We start from the raw sequence: 21,481 nt of genomic DNA, 5'->3' as shown, positions 1-21,481 counted from the left end.
GGCTCCACGCCCGTCCGGTCGAGCGGACGGACGCGGAGCCCGTGCTCGGCCGGACGGGTGTGGGTCAGACCAGCGAGTCGCGCCAGGCCGCGTGTAGCGCGGCGAACCGTCCCTCCCCGCCGATCAGCTCCGCGGGCGTGCCGTCCTCGACGACGACGCCGTGCTCCATCACGAGCACGCGATCCGCGATCGCGACGGTCGAGAGCCGGTGCGCGATGATCAGCGCGGTCCGGTCGGCCAGCAGGGTCTGGAGCCCACGCTGGACGAGGCGCTCTCCGGGGATGTCGAGCGAGCTCGTCGCCTCGTCGAGGATCAACACGGCCGGGTCGGCGAGGAACGCCCGCGCGAACGACAGCAGCTGCCGCTGCCCGGCGGAGACGCGCCCGCCGCGCTTGTTGACGTCCGTGTCGTACCCGAGCGGGAGCTGCTCGATGAAGTCGTGGGCCCCGACGGCCCTGGCCGCGGCCTGGACCTCCTCGAGGCTCGCGCCCGGCTTGCCCATGGCGATGTTGTCACGCACGGACCCGCTGAACAGGTACGCCTCCTGCGTGACCATGACGACGGCGCGCCGCAGGTCCTTGCCCGACAGGTCCCGCACGTCGACGCCGTCGAGCTCGAGCGAGCCCGCGGTGACGTCGTAGAACCGCGACAGCAGCTTGGCGAGCGTCGACTTGCCGGCACCGGTCGCACCGACGAGCGCGACCGTCTGGCCCGCGGGCACGTCGAGGTCCGTCCGAGGCAGCACCGGGCGCCCCTGGACGTACGCGAACTCGACGCCGCGGAGCTGCACGTGGCCGCGTGCGTGCTCGAGCGGCACCGGACGCGCCGGCTCGACGACCGTCGGCTCCTCGACGAGCAGCCCCGAGATCTTCTCGAGGGCGGCGGACGCCGACTGGAACGAGTTGTAGAACATGCCGATCTCCTGGATCGGCCCGAAGAACCGCTTCACGTACAGCAGCACGGCGACGAGCACGCCGACGTCGAGGTCGCCGTGGAACACACGCAGCCCACCCACGAGCAGGGCGACCGCCACCGTGATGTTCCCGATCAGCACGAGCCCCGGCGAGTAGATGCCGTTGAGGCCCATGGCGCGCGCGTTCGCGGCCCGGTACTCCTCGGCGAACCCGCCGTACGTGACGTCGTTGGCGCGCTCGCGACGGAACGCCTGGACCGCACGAATGCCCGTCATGGTCTCGACGAAGTTCACGATCACGCGGGCCGACGCCGTCCGGGACTCGCGGTAGTACACCTGCGAGCGCGTCTGGAACCAGCGGGTCAGCGCGATCGCGGGGATGAGCGACGCGGCCAGGACGAGCCCGGTGCGCCAGTCGATCAGGAACAACGAGGCGCCCGTGAACAGCATCATGAGCACGCCCGACACGATGCTCGTGAGGCCCGAGTCGAGCAGGTCGCGCAGCGACTCGAGGTCGGAGGTCTGGCGCGAGATGATGCGGCCCGAGGTGTAGGACTCGTGGAACTCGAGGCTGAGCCGCTGGGTCTGGCGGAACACCCGTTGGCGCAGGTCGAGCAGGATGCCCTGCGAGACGCGCGCCGACGTCCGCACGTAGCCCGCGATGGACAGCCCGGCGACGGCGGCCGCGACCACGTAGAGACCGCCGACCATGAGCAGGGGCGCCCAGTCGTCGTGGTCGCGCAGGCGCGCGAGCGTCGTGTCGATCGCGGTCGCGATGAGCGCGGGCCCGGCGACCTGGGCGATCGTCGAGACGACGACGAGGATGCCCGCGACCCACAGGCCCTTGCGGTGCGGACTCATCAGGTCGCCGAGCAGGCGCAGCGACCGCTGCCGCACGGTCTTGGACTGGGCCCGGCTGAGGCGGGTCTCGTCCTCGCCCTCGGTGCCGGTGGTGCCGGCGGGTCCGGCTGTGGTCGCGCTCATCGCTCGCTCCCCTCGCTCGCCTGCCACGCGCCGATGGCGGTGGCCCCGTTCCGGCCGGCCGGTGTCGCGTCCCCGGAGTCCAGGGCCTCGTCGACGACGGCGCGGGCCTCGCCCCGGGCGACCTGCCGCGCCACCTCGACGTCGTCGGGTGGGGGCGGGGTGAACTCGCCCTCGAGGCTGGAGATGACGTACCGGTAGTGCTCGTTCGTGGCGAGCAGCTCGCTGTGCGGCCCGACGGCGGTGATCCGTCCGTCCTGGAGCACCGCGACGAGGTCCGCGAGTGCCACGGTCGAGGGCCGGTGGGCGACGATCAGGGTGGTGATCTCCTCGAGCTCGGTCGCGAGGCGCGCCTGGATGGCGGCTTCGGTGTCGACGTCGAGCGCAGACAGCGGGTCGTCGAGCACGAGCACGCGGGGCCGGGCGGCGATGGCGCGCGCGAGGGCGATGCGCTGTCGCTGCCCTCCGGACAGGCTCATGCCCTCTTCGCCGATCGTGGTCTCGACGCCCTCGGGGAGCTCGTGCGCGAACCCCGCCTGGGCGACGTCGAGGGCGCGTTCGAGGTCGGCATCGGTTCGGGCGTCGTCGGGCGCGCCGAGCAGGACGTTGTCCCGGACGGACGCGGAGAACAGGGTGGCGTCCTCGAACGCGACGCCGACGAGCGAGCGCAGGTGCTCGCGCGTCATGTCGCGGACGTCGACGCCGTCGACGGTGACGGAGCCTCCGGTGACCTCGTAGAGGCGGGGCACGAGCATCGCGAGCGTCGACTTGCCGGAGCCGGTGAGCCCCACGAGCGCGACGGTCTTGCCGGGCGGCAGGACCAGGTCGACGCCGTCGAGCACGTCGGCGCTGCCCGGGCCCTCGGTGGGCGCGTCGCCGTAGCGGAAGTGGACGCCGGTGAACGCGAGCTCGCCGTGCGGGTCGGTGACCTCCGCCGGGGCGGCAGGGTCGGGCAGCGTGTTGGGCGTGGTCATGACGTCGAAGTAGCGGTCGACGGCGGTGCGCGCGTTGAGCGTCATCGACAGCACCATGCCGAGGTCGATCACGGGCGAGTTCACCACGGCCGCGGTGGCGAAGAACGCCACCAGCGCGCCGACGGTGATCCGGCCCTCGGACACCATCCAGACGCCGACCACGAGAGAGACACCGAGCGTGAGCTCGGGTATCGCGGTCAACCAGGCTTGGAGGCCGGACATGATCTTGGCCTTGTCGAGCTCGGTGCCGCGCAGCTCGTCGGCCTGGCGGCCGAACGACTGGAGTGCGTCGCGGCCACGGCCGAATGCCTTGAGGACGCGGATGCCGTGCACGGACTCCTCGACGGCGGTCGCGAGGTCGCCGGCCTGGTCCTGGGACTTGCGGGACACGGCCCGGAATCGCCGCGAGAACGTGAACGCCATGACGGTCATGGGGATCGCACCGGCCAGGTAGATCAGGCCCAGCACGCCCCCGGTCGCGACGAGGATCCCGATCCCGACGACGATGGTCACGCTCGACACGACGAGCGTGAGCATGCCGAACGCGATCCAGCGTCGCAGCAGGCCGAGGTCGGACATGGACCGCGACAGGAGCTGACCGCCGGGCCAGCGGTCGTGGAACGAGACGGGGAGGTCCTGCAGGTGCGTGAACAGCTCGGTGCGCAGGCGAGCCTCGATGTTCGTACCGGGGATGAGGATCAGTGCTCGCCGGGCGGCGATGAGGCCGGCTTCGGCGACGCCGAGGAGCAGGACGAGGCCGACGCCCCACCACAGCCCGGACTCGTCGTGCGTCGCGAGACCGGTGGTGAGGGGCCCGTTGACGAGCCACTGCAGCACGCGCGGCACGGCGAGCGCCGCGAGGCTCGCGCCGAGCGCGCACAGCACGCCCGCGAGGATGCGGGGCAGGACGGGCCGGATGTACGGGACGAGGCGCCGCATGGATGCGACGGTGGACAGCGAGGCGCCCTGGGCCGCGCGGGCCCGGTCGTCGGTGGCGGGCTGGGTGTCGTCGGGGGCTGGTGTCGGGCGGGGACCGTCGGGGTGGTCGGCGGCTCTGGAGGGCATCAGGAGTGGGTCACCTTCCGGTTGCTCGGGGTGGACTCCGCAGACGACGGCCGCGGGGGCGCACGGCGGCTCGCCGCCCGGGCGTGAGAGGGATGCTTGCCATTGTCGCACCTGTCACAACGATTCGACCCGCCTTTTCGCGAACCGGCCTCGCGTGACGGTCAGGGGCCGACGCGCACGCGGCCCGTCGCCACGACGGCGAGGCACACCCCCGCGACGACGACGCCGGCCACGAACATTGCCGCGTACGACACGTGCACGGCGAGCACCGCGAGCACCACCGGGACGCAGAAGCCCACGTAAGTGAGGGCGTAGTAGACGGCCGTGAGCCCGGCGAGGTCGTCAGGCCCGGCGATCTTCTGCACCTCGGTGAGCCCCGCCACCAGCAGCAGCCCGTAGGCGCAGCCGAGCACGACGGCCGCGACCACGGCGATCACGAGGTGGGGACGCGCTACGGTCCATGCCGCGAGCGCCATCCCGCACGCGACCAGCACGAGCCCGGCCGCCGTGGCACGTCCGCTGCTTCGCGCGACGATGGGTCGGGCGACGATCTGCACCGCGGCACCGCAGCCCAGCCCTACCAGGCACAGCAGGCCCGAGTAGGCGACGGTCCACTGCGAGGCGAGCTGTGAGGTCTGGGTGGGCACGACGGCGTAGGCGCTCGCGGCGCAGCCGAAGACCCAAGGGGCCGCGGGCAGGACGACCCTCACGAAACGCCGGTGCCTCGATGCGGGGACACGCAGGTCGTCAACGAGGCGGGTCGTCGATCGCATCGCCGGCCGGGTCTCCGGGGCGCGCAGCGCGAGCACGCACGGGACGATCCCGAGCGCCACGTTCACGAGGAAGGGCGTCTCGCGGGGAGCCGGGCCCCACTGTGCGAGCGCGGCCGCGACCGCGGCCCCGAGCGCGAACCCTGCGGTCAGGCCGAGGGAGGCCCGGCGCGCACCGGCACCGGAGTCCGCACCAGGATCCCGCCGGGAGAGCTCGACGACCCAGCTCGACCCGACGGCCATCGTCAGCCCGAGCGCCAACCCGCACAGCACGCGACCGGCGAACAGGGCCCCCACCCATTCGTGCCCTCCGGCGAGGATCAGGGAGCCGGCGATCGCGAGAAAGGGCGCCGGCACGAAGAGCGGACGGCGGCCGTACCGGTCCGACAGCGGTCCGCCGAGGAGGAGGGCGGGGACGATCCCGAGGACGTACGCGGCCAGCAGCACGTCCACGGTGCCTGTTCCGTAGCCGTTGAGCTGCTTGTACAGGACCAGGAGCGGGGTGAACTCGTTGCCGGCCCACGCGACCGCGAACATCGCAGGGACGACGAGCCACCACGCCGACGCCGACTCCTGCGCCGGATCCCCCGGCTCGGCTGCGTTCGCGGCGGCGCTCACCGGTGCTCTCCGAACGCCGTCACGAAGTGCGCACGCAGGTGGGCGCTGAACGCCTCGAGGTCGCCGTGCTCGAGGTCGTCGGCGAGCGTGGCGTGCTCCTCGAGGATCGCGGACCCGACGGCGGGCACGGCCCGCAGGGATCCGCGCGTCATGCGCTCCTGCCGCTCCTCGAGCGTGAGGTAGAACGTCGCGAGCAGGTCGTTGCCGCCCGCCCGTACGAGCGTCTGGTGCAGCTCGGCGTCGAGGCGGGCGAACTCGGCCTCCGCTCCCGCCTGCCACGCCGTGCGCTGCCGGGCCAGGACCTCGCGCATCCCGTCGGCGGCCCGCGCAGCGCGCGCGGGTTCCGCGACGACGTGCGCCGCCGCGTGCTCCTCCACCAGCAGCCGTGCGTCGAGGACGGCGTGCTGCTCCCCGGGCGCCACGGGGACGACGAGCGCGCCCTTCTTGGGGAACAGGCGCATCCATCCCTCGGCCTCGAGCCGGAGGAACGCCTCCCGGACCGGCGTGCGGCTGACGCCGAGCTCGGTCGCGACCTCGCCCTCGCTGACGAGGGAGCCGCCGGCGAAGCGACCAGCGAGGATCGCGGACTTGGTGTGCGCGTAGGCGCGGGTGGCCGCGGACGGTCGACTGCTTGTCTCAGGCATACGCCCATCATAGATACAAGTTGCGTCCCTCATGCCCCGCTCATGTCCACCAAGGCACGATGGAGCGATGACCGCCCGAAACCTCGGAGCCCTCCGCGCCACCACCGTCGGCGCCGCCGGGGCTCTCACCGCCCTGGCCCTCGCGGCGTGCGGGAGCAGCTCGCCCTCACCCTCGCGCCCGGCGACGACCCCCACCGCCGCCGCACCGACGACCCCGACCCCGCCGAGCCCGACCGAGACTGCGCACGCGACACCGTCGGGCACGCCCACCACGCCCCCCACGGCGTCGCACGCCACGACCCCCGCCGCCGACCCGCTCGCGGGCATGAGCCTCGACCAGAAGGTCGGCCAGCTCTTCATGGTCGGCGCGACCGCCACCGGCCCGGAGGCGTCCACAGGGACCGCGATCACGCGCTACCACGTCGGGAACGTCATCCTCGTGGGCCGCTCCCAGCTCGGCGTCGCCCGGACCAAGGCGATCGTGGACGCGCTCCAGGACCGGGCGACGTCGGCGGCGACGCACGGCCTTCCGCTGCTCGTCGGCGTGGACCAGGAGGGCGGGAACATCCAGGTGCTGCGCGGCCCCGGCTTCGCGACCATGCCGACGGCGCTCACGCAGGGCAAGTCCTCACCGTCGGCCCTGCGCGGCGACGCCCGCACCTGGGGGCCGAGCTCGCCGAGGCGGGCGTCAACCTCAACCTCTCCCCCGTCATGGACACCGTCCCCAGCCCCTCGGACAACGCTTCCAACAAGCCCATCGGCTACTGGCACCGGCAGTTCGGGTACACCCCGGCGACCGTGTCGTCGCACGGCGTCGCGTTCCTGCAGGGCATGCACGACGCCGGCGTCGCGACGACGGTCAAGCACTTCCCCGGCCTCGGGCGCGTCCAGGGGAACACAGACTTCTCGGCGGGCGTCAAGGACACGGTAACCACGGCGGACGACCCGTACCTCGCGCCGTTCGAGGACGGGATAGCCGCCGGGACGGAGGCCGTCATGACGTCCACGGCGATCTATACCAAGATCGACCCGGCGGTCCCCGGCGCCTTCTCGCGGGCCGTCGTCACGGGCCTCCTCCGCGGCAAGCTCGGGTTCCACGGCGTCGTCGTCACCGACGACCTCTCGAGCGCGAAGCAGGTCGCCGCCTGGACGCCCGGTCAGCGCGCCGTCAAGGCGATCGCGGCCGGCAACGACATCGTGCTGGCCGGGGTTCCCGAGCAGATCCCGGCGATGACCGCGGCCGTGGTCGCACAAGCCAAGGCCGACCCGGCGTTCGCCAAGCAGGTCGACGCTGCGGCCACGCGCGTCGTGACCGCCAAGCAGCACCTCGCCGACTGACACCGGACGAGCACGAACGACTGACGGCGGCCGGCTCCCCGCTCCGGGAGTCGGCCGCCGTCGTCGGCGCGCGGGCGCGTCAGATGTTGATCATGTGCCCCACGAGACCGTGGAACGCCTCCTGCAGCGCCTCGGACAGCGTCGGGTGCGTGTGCACGTTGCGCGCGAGCTCGTTGGCGGTGAGGTCCCACTTCTGCGCGAGCGTGAGCTCGGGGAGCAGCTCGGAGACGTCGGGGCCGATGAGGTGCCCGCCGAGCAGCTCGCCGTACTCGGAGTCGGCGATGAGCTTGACGAACCCGACCGGGTCGCCGAGGCCGTGGGCCTTGCCGTTCGCCATGAACGGGAACTTGGCGACGGTGATCTCGCGGCCGTTCGCCTCCGCCTCGGCGCGGGCCTGCGCCTCGGTGAGCCCGAAGCTCGCGACCTGCGGCTGGCAGAACGTGGCGCGCGGCATCATGCGGTAGTCGCCGAGCGGCAACGTCTCGGCGCCGCCGATGGTCTCGGCCGCGACGACGCCCTGGGCCTCGGCCACGTGCGCGAGCTGGAGCTTCGCGGTGACGTCGCCGATCGCATAGATGCTGGGGACGTTGGTGCGCATCGAGTCGTCGATCGCGATCGCGCCACGCTCCGTGAGGGCGACGCCGGTGTTCTCGAGGCCGTAGCCCGTGACGTTCGGCGCGAAGCCGACCGACATGAGGACCTTGTCGGCGACGAGCTGGCCGGGCTTCCCGTCCTTGCCGGTGTACGTGACGGTGACCTCGGAGCCGCCGTCGACGACGGTCTCGACCTTGGTCGACGCGAGGATGTCGATGCCGAGCTTCTTGTACTGCTTGGTGATCTCCTTGGAGACCTCTTCGTCCTCGTTCGGCAGCGCACGGTCGAGGAACTCGACGATGGTGACCTCGACGCCGTAGTTGCGCAGCACGTACGCGAACTCCATGCCGATGGCGCCCGCGCCGACGATGACGATGGACTTCGGCAGGTCGCGCGTGAGGATCTGCTTCTCGAACGTGACGACGTTCTCGGACAGCTCGACGCCCGGGAGCAGGCGCACGGTCGAGCCCGTCGCGATGATCGCGTTGGCGAACGTGATCCGCTCCGAGGTGCCGTCGGCCTTGGTCACGTCGAGCGTGTTCGCGTCGACGAACGAGCCGCGGCCGTCGTACTCGGTGATCTTGTTCTTCCGCATGAGGAAGTGGACGCCCTTGACGCGACCGTCGGCGACCTCGCGGCTGCGGTCGAACGCCGCGCCGAAGTCGATCGTGGTCTCGCCGGTGATCCCGAAGAGCGCCTTCTCGTGGTTCAGCATGTGCGCGATCTCAGCGTTGCGCAGGAGCGCCTTGGACGGGATGCAGCCCACGTTGAGGCACACACCGCCCCAGTACTTCTCCTCCACGACGGCGGTGCGCAGGCCGAGCTGCGCTGCGCGGACAGCCGCGACGTACCCACCAGGTCCAGCACCGAGAACGACGACGTCGAAGTGTTCAGCCACGGCCCCGAGCCTAGGCCACGAAAGCACTTGGTCTCCAACCACGAGGGCCGATGGATGACGTGAGATCGCGGACATTCGGCCGCCGGCCGGCGCTCAGGCGCGGCGCGAGCCGTCCCGCACGAGGTCGACGCCCTTGTTCGCGAGCTGGTCGGCGCGCTCGTTGCCGGGGTCGCCGGCGTGGCCCTTGACCCACATCCAGCGCACCTGGTGGCGGGCGACCTCGGCGTCGAGCGCCTGCCACAGCTCGACGTTCTTCACGGGCTTCTTGTCCTTGGTACGCCAGCCGTTGCGCTTCCAGCCGGCGATCCACGACTTCATGCCGTTCATGACGTACGACGAGTCGACGTGCAGCGTCACGTCGCACGGCCGGTTGAGGGCACGCAGCCCCTCGATCACGGCGGTGAGCTCCATGCGGTTGTTCGTCGTGGTCGGGTCGCCGCCGAAGAGCTCCTTCTCGCGACCCTTGGACCGCATGAGCACACCCCACCCACCGGGCCCGGGGTTGCCCTTGCAGGCGCCGTCGGTCCACATCTCGACGACGGTCAGGTCGCCGCGGTCACCCGGCGCGACGGCGGACGGGTCGGGCGGGGTGACGAGCGTGGTCTCTTCGGGCACGGGCCCCACCCTAGAGCGCCGCGTCGGCTGCGAGCGCTGCCCGGAGCTCGCCGACGACGGCGCGGCCGAGCTCGACGAAGTCCCGCGTCTCCGCGGGGGCGACCCAGAGCTCGAAGGTGACCTGGAAGGCGGAGACGACTGTCCCCGCCGAGACGGCGGCGCGCACGTCGGACACCCCGCGCGCCCGGAACGCACCGGTGAGGGCGAGGGCGAGCTGGGCCATCTTGGCGCGCTCGCGCTCGACGAGCTCGGGGTTCGCGTCGATGACCTGCTGGCGCCGCCGGGAGACGGAGCGCTGGTCGTCGTCGAAGAACGTCGCCGCGCGGGCGAGGACCTCGCCTGCGACCTCGAGCGCACCGGTCCCGGGCGCGTCGGCGACTCCGGTGGCGAGCAGCTCGTTGAGCCAGTCCTGGCCGCGGAAGAGGACCTCGCGCTTGTCACCGTAGTGCCGGTAGAAGGTGCGTTCCGTGAGCTCGGCACGCTGCGCGATCTGTGCGACGGAGGTCTGCTCGAAGCCACGCTCCTCGAACAGGTCGAGCGCGGCGACGCGGAGTCGTTCGCCGGCGTCCGGCTGCCATCGGGCCATGACCCCATCGTAGATGATGTCAGGATCTGTCATCAGTGCTAGGTTGAGTGATGTCACATCCTGACATCACTCGGAAGGACCTCCCATGCGCATCTTCGTCACCGGAGCGACCGGCTGGATCGGCTCGGCCGTCACCGGAGAGCTCCTCGCCGCCGGGCACGACGTCGTCGGGCTCGCCCGGTCAGACGCGTCCGCCCAGGCGCTCACCGCGCGCGGCGCGACCCCTGCGCGGCACGCTCGACGACCTCGGCACCATCAAGGACGCCGCCGCCGGCGCGGACGGCGTGATCCACCTCGGCTTCGTCCACGACTTCGACCGGTTCGCCGAGTCGGGTCGGATCGAGCGTGCCGTCGTCGAGACGATCGGCGACACGCTCGCCGGCTCCGACCGGCCGTTCCTCCTCGCCGCCGGTGTCGCGGGGATCGCGCCGGGGCGCGTCGTGACCGAGGACGACCCGACGACCGCCGTCGGGCCCGACGCGCCCCGCGGCGGCAGCGAGGCGCTCGCACTCTCCTACGCCGACCGCGGCGTCCGGTCCGTGGCACTCCGGTTCGCCGCCAGCGTGCACGGCATCGGCGACCACGGGTTCGTCGCGACCCTCGCGCAGATCGCCCGCGATCGCGGCACCTCCGGCTACATCGGCGACGGCGCCAACCGGTGGCCCGCCGTCCACCGGTCCGACGCCGCCCGCCTGGTCGCGCTCGCCCTCGACGCCGCGCCCGCGGGCTCGGTCGTCCACGCCGTCGGCGAGGAGGGCGTCCCCACCCGCGACATCGCCGAGGCGCTCGGTCGGAGCCTCGGCCTCCCGACCGACTCCGTGGCCCCCGAGGACGCCGGGGACGCCTTCGGCTGGATGGCGCGGTTCTTCGGCCTCGACGCCCCCACGTCCAGCGTCCTCACCCAGGAGCGGTACGGCTGGACGCCGACCGGTCCCACGCTGCTCGACGACATCGCCGCGGGCGGCTACCTCCCGGGGCCTGACGGGCGCCGCCGGGCGAGGTCCCGTCGCCCCGGGCGAACCCGCCCGGGACGACGCACCTCGTCCGGCCGCGCGGGGCCGCGCGTGGTAGGCAGGAGGCATGAACGTCACCATCCTCGGGACCGGGATCATGGGCTCCGCCGTCGCCGGCACCCTCGTGCGCGCGGGGCACCACGTCACCGTGTGGAACCGCACCCCCGCCAAGGCTGCGCCGCTCGCTGACGACGGCGTGACGGTCGCGGCCACCCCCGCCGAGGCGGTAGCCGCTGCGGAGGTCGTCCTGTCGATCGTCTTCGACGCCGACGCCGTGCTCGACGTGCTCGACGACGCCGGCTCCGCACTGCCCGACGGCGCGCTCTGGGCGCAGGCCACCACGATCGGCGTCGACGGCACGCAGGAGGTCGCGGCCCGCGCCGCCGAGCTGGGAGTCCCCCTCGTCGAGGCGCAGATGCTGGGCACCCGCGGACCTGCGGCGCGCGGCGAGCTGACGATCCTCACGGCGGGCGACCCGGCGCTCGTCGGCCGCGCCCGGCCCGTGCTCGAGGCGATGTCGGCCAAGACGCTCCACGCAGGCGACGCCGTCGGCAGCGCGAGCGCGCTCAAGCTCGCGTGCAACGCCTGGCTCGCGACCATCACGGCCGGTGCCGCGCAGTCGCTCGCGCTCGCGACGGCGCAGGGTCTCGACCCCCAGCTCTTCCTCGACGCGATCAGCGGGACGGCGACCGACTGCCAGTACGCGCACCTCAAGGCCGACCACATGCTGTCGGAGGACCTCGCCCCGACCTTCACGGTCGACGCCCTGCGCAAGGACGTCGGGCTGATGATCCACACCGCGCGGGCCACCGGGACCACCGTGACCCTCCTCGACGCGCTCGACCGCGTCCTCGGCGTCGCCTCGATCGACGGCCACGGCAAGGAGGACGTCGCCGCGGTCTACGACGCGTTCACCACGGTCCCGCTCGGCAACGGCGACTGAACGGGTCGCGGAAACTCCGACACACCGCTGTCGTCCGGTGCGGCCACGCTCGGGGGCATGGACACGAACCAGCCCACCGCCACCTCGACCGCCCTGGACGCCCTGCACGGGTGGACCCGACTGTGGAACGGCGCGTACGACGTCGCTCCCGAGATCCTCACCCCGGACGCCCGAGTGACGTTCGGGGGCGTCGCGATCGGCGAGCGCGCCGACCCGCTGAGCGGTCCCGCCGCGATCGCCGGGCTGATCCGCGACTTCCGCGCCGGGCGGCCCGGCCTCGTCTACAGCGAGGTCGACGTCCGGGCGTGGGACGGGTTCGCCGTCGTGGCATGGGACGTCGACGGACCGGGCCTCCGCCGCGGCGGCATCGACACGTTCGTCCTCGACATCGAGGGTCGCATCGCCGCCGTCCGCTCGGTCACGGGCGAGCGTGGGTGGCCCCGTGCGACCATCGCCGCGTGAGACGGTCCGAACGGCATCACGCGCTCGTCGACCACCTGCGCGCGCGGGCGCCGCACCCGGTCTCGGCCGCGCGGCTGGCCCGTGAGCTCGAGGTCTCCACGCGGACGATCGAGCGGGACGTCGTCGCCCTCCAGGCCGCCGGCGTCCCGCTCTTCGCCGTCCCCGGGCGCACCGGCGGCTACTCGGTCGTGCCCGAGTACTCGCTGCCGCCCCTGCACCTGACGCCCGAGGAGGCGTTCGCGTGCGCCGTCGCGCTCGACCTTCTCGACGGGTCGCCGTTCGCGGCCGCGGCGCGACGCGCCCGCGACAAGGTCGGCGCCGGGCTCCCGGCCTCGACCCGCGAGACCCTCCGCCGCGTCGCGCCCGACGTGCGCTCGATCGCATCCGCGGAGGCCCGGCACGACGCGAGCGGCGTCGACGGGCTCGCACGTGCCGTCACCGAACGCCGCGTGCTCCGTCTCGAGTACCGCGACGGCGCGGGCGCGACGACGCAGCGCACCGTCGAGCCGCTGGCCCTCCTCGAGGCCGACGGCGCGTGGTACCTGGCGGGCTGGTGCCGCACGCGGGACGCGGTGCGGGGGTTTCGGACGGACCGCATCGTCTGCGTCGAGCGCACCGACGAGGTGCTGTCCGTGGAACGCGCGCGGGAGCTCGACGCCGACCTGGCGCGGTGGCGACCGCGCGCCGTCGGGCGGACGTAGGGCTACCCCAGGAGCCGGCGCAGCTCGCCCTCGGCGGACGCGACCCGCTCCGGATCGATCGTCGAGCCCTGGTCGTAGAGGTCGACCACGCGAGGGTCGACGTAGCTGCTGCGCGCGATCGCCGGCGTGTTCCCGAGGGCGGTCGCGGCGTCCCGCATGGCCTGCGCGACGGCGCGCTTGCGGGCCGTGACGGTCCGCTCCGGCCCGTGCGCAGCGAGCGAGACCGCCGCGGCGACCGTCCCGTGGAGGGTGCGAAAGTCCTTCGAGGAGAACGCGCCGCCGGTCCGCGCGCGCACGTCCTCGTTGATGGCCGCAGGGTCGAGCGGCACCCAGACCTCCGTGCCGCCGACGTCGACGGGCACCACGACGCCGTCGGGCTCGACGTCGTCGAGGCCGTCGGAGTCGTCCACGTCGTCGCGGGAGAAGCCGAGGAGGCGCGCGTCGGGGTCGTCGCCCGACCGCTCCGCGAGCACCCGGGCGAGCCGCACGTCGACGAGCTCGGACTCCCAGAGCTGGCCGGACTTGGCGGGGAACCTCAGGAGCACGTGGTCGTCGTCGACGGTGGCGTCGCGGACGCGGAGCGTCGCGATCCCGCGGCTCCCGTGTTGCGACGCGTACCGCTCGCTGCCGACGCGCAGGTGCGCGACGTCGAGCAGCCGGAACGCCGTCGCGAGCGCCCGACGGCGCGTGGGCGCGTCACCCTCGAGGTCCCGCGTGACCCACCCGCGGGCGCCGGGCAGCGCCTCGGCGAGCGCGAGCATGCGGTCGAACTTGGTGCGGTCCTGCCGGGCGCGCCACTGCGGGTGGTAGAGGTACTGGCGACGGCCCGCGGCGTCGACGCCGGTCGCGAGGACGTGGGCGTTGGGGTGCGGGGCGATCCAGACGTCCGTCCAGGCGGGCGGGATCGCGAGCGCCTCGAGCGCGCTGCGCTCGTCGGCGTCCACGAGGTCTCCAGCGGGGTCCCGGTAGCTGAAGCCCGACCCGGCTCGGACCCGCTGGTATCCGGGCCCCGACAGATTGGCGCGCCTGAGCCGCACGCTCACTCCCTCCTGACATCGGCGGGATCCTTGTCGGGCCGCCAGCCGCGCCACCGGGGCTGGCGGAGGCGCTGGTCGCCGGTCCATTCGGCGAACTCGACCTCGCCGACGAGCCGCGGGCTGACCCAGTGGGCGTCGCTCGCGTCGGCGCGGGGGACGTCGCTCAGGGGCGCCGTCTTGCGCGCGAGTCTCGCCAGCCGCTCGGTCGTGTCGCGGAGCGCCTTGTCGCTGAACCCGCTGCCGACGCGGCCGACGTAGCGCAGGTTCCCGTCGTCGTCGGGCACGCCCACGAGCAGGGACCCGACGAGCCCGGCGCGGTTGCCGTTGCCGGGCCGCCAGCCGCCGACGACGACCTCCTGGGTGCGCGCGTGCTTGACCTTGATCCACGCCCGGCTGCGTCGTCCTTGGGCGTACGTCGAGTCGACACGCTTGGCCACGACGCCTTCGAGGCCCAGCTCGGCGCTGGTCTGCCAGGCGCCGTCGAAGTCCCCTCGAAGGCGGGCGGCACCTTGACGACGTCGTTCTCGGTGACGAGCGCCTCGAGCCGTTCGCGCCGCTCGCTGTACGGCAGGTCGACGAGGGGCTCGCCGTCCTGCTCGAGCACGTCGAACAGGAAAAGCAGGGCGGGCACGTCCTTCGCGGCGGCCTCGATCTCGCGGGGGTCGGCGAGGTTCATGCGCCGCTGCAGCAGCCCGAAGCTCGGTCGGCCCCGCGCGTCCAGCGCGACGATCTCCCCGTCGACGACCGCCTCCCCACCGACGGCGCGCCCGAGCCCTTCCACGACGTCGGGATACCCGGGACCCTGGTCCTTCCCGTTCCTGCTGGTCATGGACACCCGGGCCCGCCCGAGCCCGCCCTCCTGCTCGACCCGCGCGATGGTCCGGATGCCGTCCCACTTCATCTCGAAGGCCCACTCCCCTTCCCCCGCCCCGCTCCCGACGACGTCGCCACGCTTCCCGAGCGTGGCGAGCATCGCGGTGTACGTGCGCCCCCGCGTGGAGCCCGACGCCGCCGCACCACGCGAACCCGACCCCCGCCCCCGCGCCCCCGAACCGGACGGAGAAGCGGCACCTGCGTCGTCGGACACGGAAGGCGAGCGAACCGCGGAGGCGTCCGAGGGGGATGATGCGCGGCGTCGTGGTTGGGCCTGGCGGGAGGCCGCGAGGGACGAGCGGCCGGATGGTAGACGCCGCGCATCATCCCCTCGGACGCCGAACCCGACCCCGCGGGCCCGTCACCGGACCCGGGCCCGACACCGTCCTGCGACTTCGTCCGGTGGATCAACCATTGGGACTTCGGCGCCCCGTGCGCGCCCTCGCCCTCGGCGGCCTTGGTGCGGATGAGGGCAAGTCTTCTGTCCCCGTGCTGCTCGCCGTGGAGCACGACGATGACTTCGTCGTCCCTCCACTTCTCGAGGTCGTAGGTGCCGGAGTCCCAGATGGTCACGGTCCCGCCGCCGTACTCGCCCTTGGCGATGGTGCCGGCGAAGGTGCCGTACTCGAGGGGGTGGTCTTCGGTCTGGACGGCGAGGTGGTTGGTGCCGGGGTCGGTGGGTTCGCCCTTGGGCAGGGCCCAGGAGACGAGGACGCCGTCGCGTTCGAGCCGGAAGTCCCAGTGGAGGCGGCGGGCGTGATGCTCCTGGATGACGAAGCTGTTGCCGCCGTCGCGGGGCGTGGGGGTCTCGGCGGGGACGGGTTCGGCGGTGCGGGCGGGGTCGCGCTTGGAGCGGTAGGTGGTGAGGCTGTCCCGCGGCGACGGCTGGTCTCCTCGGTCGCCGTCGTCGTCGGTGTCGTCGGTCTCGGGCAGGGCGGCGGCGTCGACGCGTCCGGGGGTGAGCGTGGTCATGGGGTCGCGGCGCCGTTTGATGCGGGCGAGGACCTCGGTGTGGTCGAGCTGGCGGACGTCGGCGGCACCGGACCGCGAGAGCTCGCGCCAGGCGCGGGGGCGGCGACCCACGGCTGGGGGCGGCCGCGCAGCGAGTAGGGCGCGACGGTGGTCTTGTTGCCGTTGTTCTGGGACCAGTCGACGAGGACCTTCCCGCCGCGCAGGGCCTTCTTCATGTCGGAGACGACGAGGTCGGGGTGGTCGGCCTCGAGGGCGCGGGCCAGCTCGTGGGCGACGTCGGTGACCTGGGCGCTGGTCTGGCGCTCGTCGAGCGCGGCGTAGAGGTGGATGCCCTTGGAGCCGGAGGTGACGGGCACGGTGTCGAGGCCCATCTCGTCGAGGATCTCCTTGGCGAGGTGCGCGACCTCGACGCACTCGGGCAGGCCGGCGCCCTCGCCGGGGTCGAGGTCGAGGACGAGCCGGTCGGGCTGGTGCACGCCCCCGCGGGGGCCGAACCGCCACTGCGGGACGTGGACCTCGAGCGACGCGATCTGCGCCAGCCAGACGAGCGTGGCGGCGTCGTTCGCGAGCGGGTAGGTGTTGGTGGAGTGCTTGTGCTCGATGGTGCGCCGCTGCACCCAGTCGGGGGTGCCGGCGCCGAGGTCCTTCTGGAAGAAGGGCTGCTCGTCGACGCCGTTGGGCCACCGCTTCCGGGTCACGGGCCGGTCCGTGACGTGCGGGAGCATGGTCGCGGCGACGGCCGCGTAGTACTCGATGACGTCCCGCTTGGTCGTGCCCGTGGCGGGGTACAGGACCTTGTCGAGATTGGTGAGCCGCACGTCGTGGCCGTCGACGGTCACGACCTCGGTCTGCTCGCCGGGCGTGGTCAGCATGTCTCTCATCGTCGGGCAGGTGGACGGCGTCCGCCCGCCCGGGTGCGCGGTGGGGCAGGCCGGGCGAGACTGGGCGCATGCGGGCGATCTGGTCGGGCGCGGTGGCGTTCGGTCTCGTGAACGTGCCGGTCAAGCTGTACAGCGCGACCGAGTCCCACGACGTGCCCCTGCACCAGGTGCACGACGCCGACGGCGGCCGGATCCGGTACGAGCGGCACTGCGAGAAGGACGGGAAGAAGATCCCGTACGAGCACATCGTGCGCGCCTACGACGACGGCACCCACACGGTCGTGCTGACGGACGACGACCTCAAGTCCCTGCCCGCGGAGCGGAGCCGGGAGATCGAGGTCGTCGAGTTCGTCCCGAGCGAGCAGGTGGACCCGATCCGGTTCGGGTCCACGTACTTCCTGGAGCCGAGCGACAAGTCCGCGAAGGCGTACGTGCTGCTGCGCGAGGCGCTGGAGTCGACGGAGCGGACGGCGATCGTGAAGTTCGCGTTGCGGCAGCGGACCCGGCTCGGCGCGCTCCGCGTGCACGGCGACACGCTCGTCCTGCAGGGGCTGCTGTGGGACGACGAGGTGCGCGAGGCGAGCTTCCCGGCTCTCGAGAACCCGGGCGACGTGACGAAGAAGGAGCTCGACCTCGCGAAGGTCGTCGTCGAGAGCCTCGAGGGCGACTTCGACCCCAGTGCGTACGTCGACGAGTACCAGGCGCAGCTCCGCCAGCTCATCGAGGACAAGCTCGAGCGGGGCGACGCCGTGGCTTCCGAACGGCCGGAGCCCGAGGGCGAGGAGGGCGGCGGCGAGGTCCTCGACCTCATGGAGGCGCTGCGCCGCAGCGTCGCGAAGAAGCGTGGCGCCGCCGACGACGGCGAGAAGAAGTCCGCGGGCGGGCGAAAGAAGGTGTCGGCGTCGTCGGCGGAGAAGCCGGCCCGCAAGCGCAAGACGTCCTGATTCCGCCGACCGCGCGCGGTACGAACTGACGATTGACAATTTCCGTCCATCGTCGCGCGGGCGGCGCGGCAGCGGCCGCATGATGAACGACATGACCGTGACGATCGACGTGAGCCGTGTGCCGCCGTCGGGCTTCCTGTTCGCCCCGTCGCCGCTCGCCGAGCTGGCGTCGGCCGTCCACCTGCTCGTCGAGCCGACCCACCATCCGGCCCAGAACGGCTGGGCCACGGCGGTCGCGGCGAACGTCGACCCCGGGCTGCTGGACCGGCTGATCGACGCCGACTACCTGTGGCGGACGTCCCGCGCCGACAGCCTGCTCCCCTCCGAGCCTCAGGACTCGCTGGCCGCAGAGCTCGACGAGATGGACCTCCTCGACGACGAGACGTGGGTCTCGGCTGCGCTCCTGACGAGCAGCTGCGGCACCGTCCCGCTCTACCGGAACCTCGGGTCGCCGCTCGTCGACCCGGAGGCGCGCGAGCTCGCCCGGACCCGGGCGGCGACGCGGGGCGAGCGTCAGTCGGCGTTCGTCGACCTCGTCCTGAAGGACCCGCCGGTGGTCCGGTCGTCGGTCCGCCGCATGCTGGAGGACTGCGACGAGGCGTTCTTCGCCGACGCCTGGTCGCGGGTCCGGCCCGCGCTCGTCGCCGACGCGCGGCGCAAGCGAGACGTGCTGGGAGTCTCCGGGCTGCGCGAGGCCGTTGCCTCGACGTCGGCGGCGATCACGGTCGACGACGACGCGGCGCGCCTCCGCGTCGACAAGCTGCAGGACAGCCTGACCACCGCGGACGAGCGCGGCATGACCTTCCTGCCGAGCGTCTTCGGGCACCCGCACCTCCTCGTCGTGCACGCGCCCGGGTGGCGGCCCGTCGTCCAGTACCCGGTCGCGGGCGGCGCGCCGTCCGCCCCGACGGTGAGCGTCGAGACCGTCCAGCAGCGCTTCCACGCGCTCGACAACCCGCTCCGCCTCCGCCTCGCGCGCAGCCTGCTCCGCGCCCCGCACACCACCGCCGACCTCGCGGAGGCCTGGGGCGTGAGCGCGTCCGAGGTGTCCCGGCACCTCGGCGTGCTCAAGGAGGCCGGGCTCGTGACGAGCGTCCGGCACGGCCGGCGCGTGCTCCACGAGCTCGACCTGACCGCGACGACCCGGATCGGGCAGGACCTCGTCCAGGCGCTGCTGCGCTGACGAGCCCGAGCGCCAGGCGACTCATCGAACTGACGCTGATGGTCGCTTCGGCGAGCTCACCACGACGATCTGCGTCAGTTCGACGCGTCGCGCCCGTCGTGGCCGAGGTCCTCGGGCCGTCAGCGCAGGGCGTCGACGAGCTCCGAGGTCATCGTCATGACGCGGTCGTCGTCGCGGGTGGGCGTGAATCCGAGCCGCGCGACCACGAGGTGCTGCGACGGGACCACCACGACGTACTGCCCGTCGTGGCCGTCCGCGTAGAAGGTGTCCGTGGGCAGGCGGGAGTCGATGACGGAACCGTCGGCGCGCGTGTTCGACCACCAGCCGGACGCGTAGCCGTCCGAACCCGGCTCGACCTTGGTATCGACCGCCTTCGTCGACTGCGCCATCCAGGCCGCGGGAAGCAGCCTCGTCCCGTTCCACACGCCGTCCTGCAAGGCGAGCTCGCCGACGCTCGCCCAGTCCCGTGGGGTGGCCCACATGTACGAGCCGCAGACGGGCGTGCCGACCCCGTCGACCTCGAGCACGGCGCTCGACAGGCCGAGCGGGGCGAACACCTCGCGACGAAGCGCGTCCGCACCACCGTCGTCCTTGGTCACGATCGAGCAGAGCAGCGTCGTGCTCCCGCTCGAGTACTGCAGGTAGCTGCCGGGCGTCTGCGCGAGCGACCGGGACGCGACATACCCGGCCATGTCCGGCTCGCGGTACAGCATCTGGGTGATCGGGGTCCCGAGGTCGTACGTCTCGTCCCACGACAGGCCGCTCGTCATCTGCATCAGCTCGCGGATCGTGATGTCCGCGCGACCGTCCGTCCACTCGGGACGCAGGTGGTCGTCGTCCAGGCTGACCTTCCCCTGCTGCACGAGCCGGCCCACCATGAGGTTGGTCACGCTCTTGGTCATGGACCACCCGAGCTGCGGCGTCGTGATCCCGAACCCGTCGGCGTAGCGCTCGGCGACGAGCTTGCCGTCCTTGAGGACCACGACGCCGCGGGTGCCGAGGTCCGCCTTGTCGTCCGCGCCGAGGTCGTCCCCGAAGCCGTCGGCGAGGGCCTTCGTGACCGCCGCGTCCGTGCTGATGGTCAGCGGGAGCGCGGCGTAGGGGTTGTTCGCGGCCGGGACGACGGTCGGCGAGGGCAGGCCCATCGGACGGCGCGACGCGACCGTGCAGCCGTAGCCCGGGGTGGCCCACGCCTTCTGCGGGGCGAGGACCCCGAGGATGCTGGCCTTCGCCGCCGTCCCGTCGTCCGTGATCGAGGTGCGCAGCACAGGAACGAGTGGGTTGGGCGGCAGGTCGTCCTTCGCGTCGTCGCGGTCCGCGATCGCGTGCAGGGCGCAGGCGTTGTGAGCCGCGTAGCCGGTCCCGGTCAGCAGCATCGGCCGCTCGTACCAGTAGGCGCCGACCGCACCGCCGCCGACGACGACCACGAGGACCAGCCCCGCCAGGAGGAACTTGCGCTTGCGTGTCACGGAGCCTTGTCACCTTCGTCGCGATCACGACCAGGCGCCCTCGCACCGGTCGAGCAAGTCCGTGCAGTCGGAGCCGGTCGAGCCGCCCGCAGACTACCCCGACACGGCGGCCGGTCACGGTCGTGCGCCAGGAGGGATCAGTCGCCGCGCGACTCCAGCAGGTCGTCGACGACGTCCTCGAGCACGTCGATCACGTCCAGCCGCCACCAGAAGTCGACGCGTTCGACCACCCCGACGACGATCTCGTCGACGGTGCCCTCGATCGGCGCGCCGTCGAGGTCGTCGAGGATCACCACCGCCTCCGGCTCGCCGCCGGGTGCGTTCGCGTCGAGCAGGGGGTAGACGGCCAGCTGGAGGCGTTCGAGCGTCGGCGCCAGGGCGGCGAGATCCTCCGACGACGCGCTCTTCAGCACGTCGGCGAGCCAGTCCGGGACGACGGACCACGGCTCCGGCAGCGCGACCGTCAGTGCCCGGCCGGTCTCGTCGATCCACATCAGCTCGTCCTCTCCCGTGCGTCGAGATGGTTCGCGGCCGCCACGCGGACTCGCTTGGTCGCGCCCCGCTCGGCGAGGGCCCGGTTGATCTCCGGTACGCCAAGCCGGACGAGGTGCTCTTGAAACCACCGCGACGTGGCGTCGATGTCCTCGGTCCGGAGGGACGACGGCGCGAGTGCCAGCTCGCGGAGCCGGGTGATGTCTCGGGAGCGTGCGATGAGGAACGTGTCGTCGGCCATGCCGGCCCGCTCGAGCAGATCGCGGTGCTGGGTGTGCGAACGAAACTCGGGCAGGAGCGCGAGAACGGTGCTCCTCAAGGAGAGGTCGGGCTCGGTGAGCACCGCGCGCTCGGCGAGGTGCAGCGTCGACACGTGCCAGGCGAGGTCGCGGTAGCCCGCCCAGCGGTCGACGTCGGACGTCGGGTCTTCGAGCGACCGCCCGACGGACCGGAGCGCGCGGTCGAGGGCGTCGATGGGCATGGCCGGACGCTACCCGGACGTGACGGCCTGCGTC

General features: G+C 72.8%; 21 protein-coding genes and 3 pseudogenes. 8 read left to right on the top strand and 16 right to left on the bottom strand.

What is annotated here, in order from left to right:
- Positions 1-64 precede the first annotated feature (64 nt).
- The 4 genes from QQK45_RS15640 to QQK45_RS15625 form a co-directional block, all read right to left on the bottom strand.
- The gene (locus QQK45_RS15640; protein ID WP_284294071.1) at positions 65-1,897 is read right to left on the bottom strand and encodes an ABC transporter ATP-binding protein; all 1,833 of its coding nucleotides are present in this window, start codon (positions 1,895-1,897) and stop codon (positions 65-67) included.
- Positions 1,894-3,807: an ABC transporter ATP-binding protein gene (locus tag QQK45_RS15635; RefSeq protein ID WP_284295074.1), complete on the bottom strand. Its 1,914-nt coding sequence runs from the start codon at positions 3,805-3,807 to the stop codon at positions 1,894-1,896. The genes QQK45_RS15640 and QQK45_RS15635 overlap by 4 nt, the downstream gene beginning before the upstream one ends.
- Positions 3,808-4,094: 287 nt before the next feature.
- Positions 4,095-5,321, bottom strand: coding sequence for an MFS transporter (locus QQK45_RS15630; protein WP_284294070.1), 1,227 nt, complete (start codon positions 5,319-5,321; stop codon positions 4,095-4,097).
- Positions 5,318-5,965 carry a GntR family transcriptional regulator gene (locus QQK45_RS15625; RefSeq protein ID WP_284294069.1) on the bottom strand — a complete coding sequence of 216 codons (648 nt, stop codon included), beginning with the start codon at positions 5,963-5,965 and terminating at the stop codon, positions 5,318-5,320. The genes QQK45_RS15630 and QQK45_RS15625 overlap by 4 nt, the downstream gene beginning before the upstream one ends.
- A 31-nt stretch (positions 5,966-5,996) precedes the next feature.
- Between QQK45_RS15625 and QQK45_RS22455 the strand changes: the two are divergent.
- A pseudogene (locus tag QQK45_RS22455) lies at positions 5,997-6,521 on the top strand (glycoside hydrolase family 3 N-terminal domain-containing protein); the annotation flags it as partial.
- A gap of 155 nt (positions 6,522-6,676) precedes the next feature.
- Positions 6,677-7,303: a glycoside hydrolase family 3 N-terminal domain-containing protein gene (locus tag QQK45_RS15615; RefSeq protein WP_284294068.1), complete on the top strand. Its 627-nt coding sequence runs from the start codon at positions 6,677-6,679 to the stop codon at positions 7,301-7,303.
- Positions 7,304-7,382: 79 nt separating this feature from the next.
- Here the strand turns inward: QQK45_RS15615 and lpdA are convergent, their stop codons facing one another.
- The 3 genes from lpdA to QQK45_RS15600 form a co-directional block, all read right to left on the bottom strand.
- Positions 7,383-8,795 (bottom strand): dihydrolipoyl dehydrogenase, encoded by a 1,413-nt coding sequence (gene lpdA, locus QQK45_RS15610; protein WP_284294067.1) that lies wholly within the window; start codon positions 8,793-8,795, stop codon positions 7,383-7,385.
- Positions 8,796-8,888: 93 nt separating this feature from the next.
- Positions 8,889-9,410, bottom strand: a complete 522-nt coding sequence (gene rnhA / locus QQK45_RS15605; protein ID WP_431310287.1) for a ribonuclease HI — start codon at positions 9,408-9,410, stop codon at positions 8,889-8,891.
- Between the two features lie 10 nt (positions 9,411-9,420).
- Positions 9,421-9,996, bottom strand: a complete 576-nt coding sequence (locus QQK45_RS15600; protein WP_284294066.1) for a TetR/AcrR family transcriptional regulator — start codon at positions 9,994-9,996, stop codon at positions 9,421-9,423.
- A gap of 85 nt (positions 9,997-10,081) precedes the next feature.
- On the opposite strand from QQK45_RS15600, the gene QQK45_RS15595 reads away from it, so the two are divergent.
- From QQK45_RS15595 to QQK45_RS15580, 4 genes are all read left to right on the top strand, one after another.
- A complete protein-coding gene (locus QQK45_RS15595) occupies positions 10,082-10,978 on the top strand; it encodes an NAD-dependent epimerase/dehydratase family protein (protein ID WP_284295071.1) in 897 nt (298 codons plus the stop codon).
- Between the two features lie 98 nt (positions 10,979-11,076).
- The gene (locus QQK45_RS15590) at positions 11,077-11,952 is read left to right on the top strand and encodes an NAD(P)-dependent oxidoreductase (protein WP_284294065.1); all 876 of its coding nucleotides are present in this window, start codon (positions 11,077-11,079) and stop codon (positions 11,950-11,952) included.
- Positions 11,953-12,009: 57 nt separating this feature from the next.
- Positions 12,010-12,414 (top strand): hypothetical protein, encoded by a 405-nt coding sequence (locus QQK45_RS15585; protein ID WP_284294064.1) that lies wholly within the window; start codon positions 12,010-12,012, stop codon positions 12,412-12,414.
- Complete coding sequence (locus tag QQK45_RS15580) at positions 12,411-13,115, top strand: helix-turn-helix transcriptional regulator (RefSeq protein WP_284294063.1); 705 nt, start codon at positions 12,411-12,413, stop codon at positions 13,113-13,115. Before QQK45_RS15585 ends, QQK45_RS15580 begins: the two co-directional genes overlap by 4 nt.
- A 2-nt stretch (positions 13,116-13,117) precedes the next feature.
- Here QQK45_RS15580 and QQK45_RS15575 read toward each other — a convergent pair whose 3' ends face one another.
- The 6 genes and pseudogenes from QQK45_RS15575 to ligD form a co-directional block, all read right to left on the bottom strand.
- Positions 13,118-14,152 carry a DNA topoisomerase IB gene (locus QQK45_RS15575; protein ID WP_284294062.1) on the bottom strand — a complete coding sequence of 345 codons (1,035 nt, stop codon included), beginning with the start codon at positions 14,150-14,152 and terminating at the stop codon, positions 13,118-13,120.
- A gap of 2 nt (positions 14,153-14,154) precedes the next feature.
- Entirely contained in the window at positions 14,155-14,535 is a 381-nt protein-coding gene (locus tag QQK45_RS15570; RefSeq protein ID WP_284295070.1) for an ATP dependent DNA ligase, read from the bottom strand.
- Positions 14,536-14,622: pseudogene (locus tag QQK45_RS15565) on the bottom strand (hypothetical protein); the annotation flags it as partial.
- A 98-nt stretch (positions 14,623-14,720) separates the two neighbouring features.
- Positions 14,721-15,053: pseudogene (locus QQK45_RS15560) on the bottom strand (ATP-dependent DNA ligase); the annotation flags it as partial.
- Positions 15,050-16,108 carry a DNA polymerase ligase N-terminal domain-containing protein gene (locus QQK45_RS23350; RefSeq protein ID WP_431310286.1) on the bottom strand — a complete coding sequence of 353 codons (1,059 nt, stop codon included), beginning with the start codon at positions 16,106-16,108 and terminating at the stop codon, positions 15,050-15,052. The gene QQK45_RS23350 and the pseudogene QQK45_RS15560, both read right to left, overlap by 4 nt.
- On the bottom strand, positions 15,994-16,869 hold the full coding sequence (ligD, locus tag QQK45_RS23345) for a non-homologous end-joining DNA ligase (RefSeq protein WP_431310285.1): 876 nt from the start codon (positions 16,867-16,869) through the stop codon (positions 15,994-15,996). The genes QQK45_RS23350 and ligD overlap by 115 nt, the downstream gene beginning before the upstream one ends.
- Positions 16,870-16,946: 77 nt before the next feature.
- On the opposite strand from ligD, the gene ku reads away from it, so the two are divergent.
- Positions 16,947-17,822 (top strand): non-homologous end joining protein Ku, encoded by an 876-nt coding sequence (gene ku / locus QQK45_RS15550; protein ID WP_284294061.1) that lies wholly within the window; start codon positions 16,947-16,949, stop codon positions 17,820-17,822.
- Positions 17,823-17,913: 91 nt separating this feature from the next.
- Entirely contained in the window at positions 17,914-19,005 is a 1,092-nt protein-coding gene (locus QQK45_RS15545; protein ID WP_284294060.1) for a helix-turn-helix domain-containing protein, read from the top strand.
- 119 nt (positions 19,006-19,124) lie between these two features.
- Here QQK45_RS15545 and QQK45_RS15540 read toward each other — a convergent pair whose 3' ends face one another.
- The 3 genes from QQK45_RS15540 to QQK45_RS15530 form a co-directional block, all read right to left on the bottom strand.
- On the bottom strand, positions 19,125-20,474 hold the full coding sequence (locus tag QQK45_RS15540; protein ID WP_284294059.1) for a serine hydrolase domain-containing protein: 1,350 nt from the start codon (positions 20,472-20,474) through the stop codon (positions 19,125-19,127).
- A 137-nt stretch (positions 20,475-20,611) separates the two neighbouring features.
- Positions 20,612-20,968, bottom strand: a complete 357-nt coding sequence (locus QQK45_RS15535; protein WP_284294058.1) for a hypothetical protein — start codon at positions 20,966-20,968, stop codon at positions 20,612-20,614.
- Positions 20,968-21,447 carry a hypothetical protein gene (locus QQK45_RS15530; RefSeq protein ID WP_284294057.1) on the bottom strand — a complete coding sequence of 160 codons (480 nt, stop codon included), beginning with the start codon at positions 21,445-21,447 and terminating at the stop codon, positions 20,968-20,970. The genes QQK45_RS15535 and QQK45_RS15530 overlap by 1 nt, the downstream gene beginning before the upstream one ends.
- Between the last annotated feature and the right edge of the window lie 34 nt (positions 21,448-21,481).

The organism is Luteimicrobium album, assembly GCF_030161555.1.
Classification (GTDB): Bacteria; Actinomycetota; Actinomycetes; order Actinomycetales; family Cellulomonadaceae; genus Luteimicrobium; species Luteimicrobium album.
The sequence above is the reverse complement of the archived record's forward strand: the minus strand, read 5'-3'. Positions and strand labels throughout refer to the sequence as shown.

Coding starts and splice junctions, on each gene's coding strand:
- QQK45_RS15590 (WP_284294065.1), top strand. CDS start 11,077: ATGAACGTCACCATCCTCGGGACCGGGATCATGGGCTCCGCCGTCGCC.
- QQK45_RS15640 (WP_284294071.1), bottom strand. CDS start 1,897: ATGAGCGCGACCACAGCCGGACCCGCCGGCACCACCGGCACCGAGGGC.
- QQK45_RS15535 (WP_284294058.1), bottom strand. CDS start 20,968: ATGTGGATCGACGAGACCGGCCGGGCACTGACGGTCGCGCTGCCGGAG.
- QQK45_RS15625 (WP_284294069.1), bottom strand. CDS start 5,965: ATGCCTGAGACAAGCAGTCGACCGTCCGCGGCCACCCGCGCCTACGCG.
- QQK45_RS15615 (WP_284294068.1), top strand. CDS start 6,677: ATGGACACCGTCCCCAGCCCCTCGGACAACGCTTCCAACAAGCCCATC.
- ku (WP_284294061.1), top strand. CDS start 16,947: ATGCGGGCGATCTGGTCGGGCGCGGTGGCGTTCGGTCTCGTGAACGTG.
- QQK45_RS15585 (WP_284294064.1), top strand. CDS start 12,010: ATGGACACGAACCAGCCCACCGCCACCTCGACCGCCCTGGACGCCCTG.
- QQK45_RS15600 (WP_284294066.1), bottom strand. CDS start 9,996: ATGGCCCGATGGCAGCCGGACGCCGGCGAACGACTCCGCGTCGCCGCG.
- QQK45_RS15595 (WP_284295071.1), top strand. CDS start 10,082: ATGCGCATCTTCGTCACCGGAGCGACCGGCTGGATCGGCTCGGCCGTC.
- QQK45_RS15530 (WP_284294057.1), bottom strand. CDS start 21,447: ATGCCCATCGACGCCCTCGACCGCGCGCTCCGGTCCGTCGGGCGGTCG.
- ligD (WP_431310285.1), bottom strand. CDS start 16,869: ATGCTGACCACGCCCGGCGAGCAGACCGAGGTCGTGACCGTCGACGGC.
- QQK45_RS15635 (WP_284295074.1), bottom strand. CDS start 3,807: ATGCGGCGCCTCGTCCCGTACATCCGGCCCGTCCTGCCCCGCATCCTC.
- QQK45_RS15545 (WP_284294060.1), top strand. CDS start 17,914: ATGACCGTGACGATCGACGTGAGCCGTGTGCCGCCGTCGGGCTTCCTG.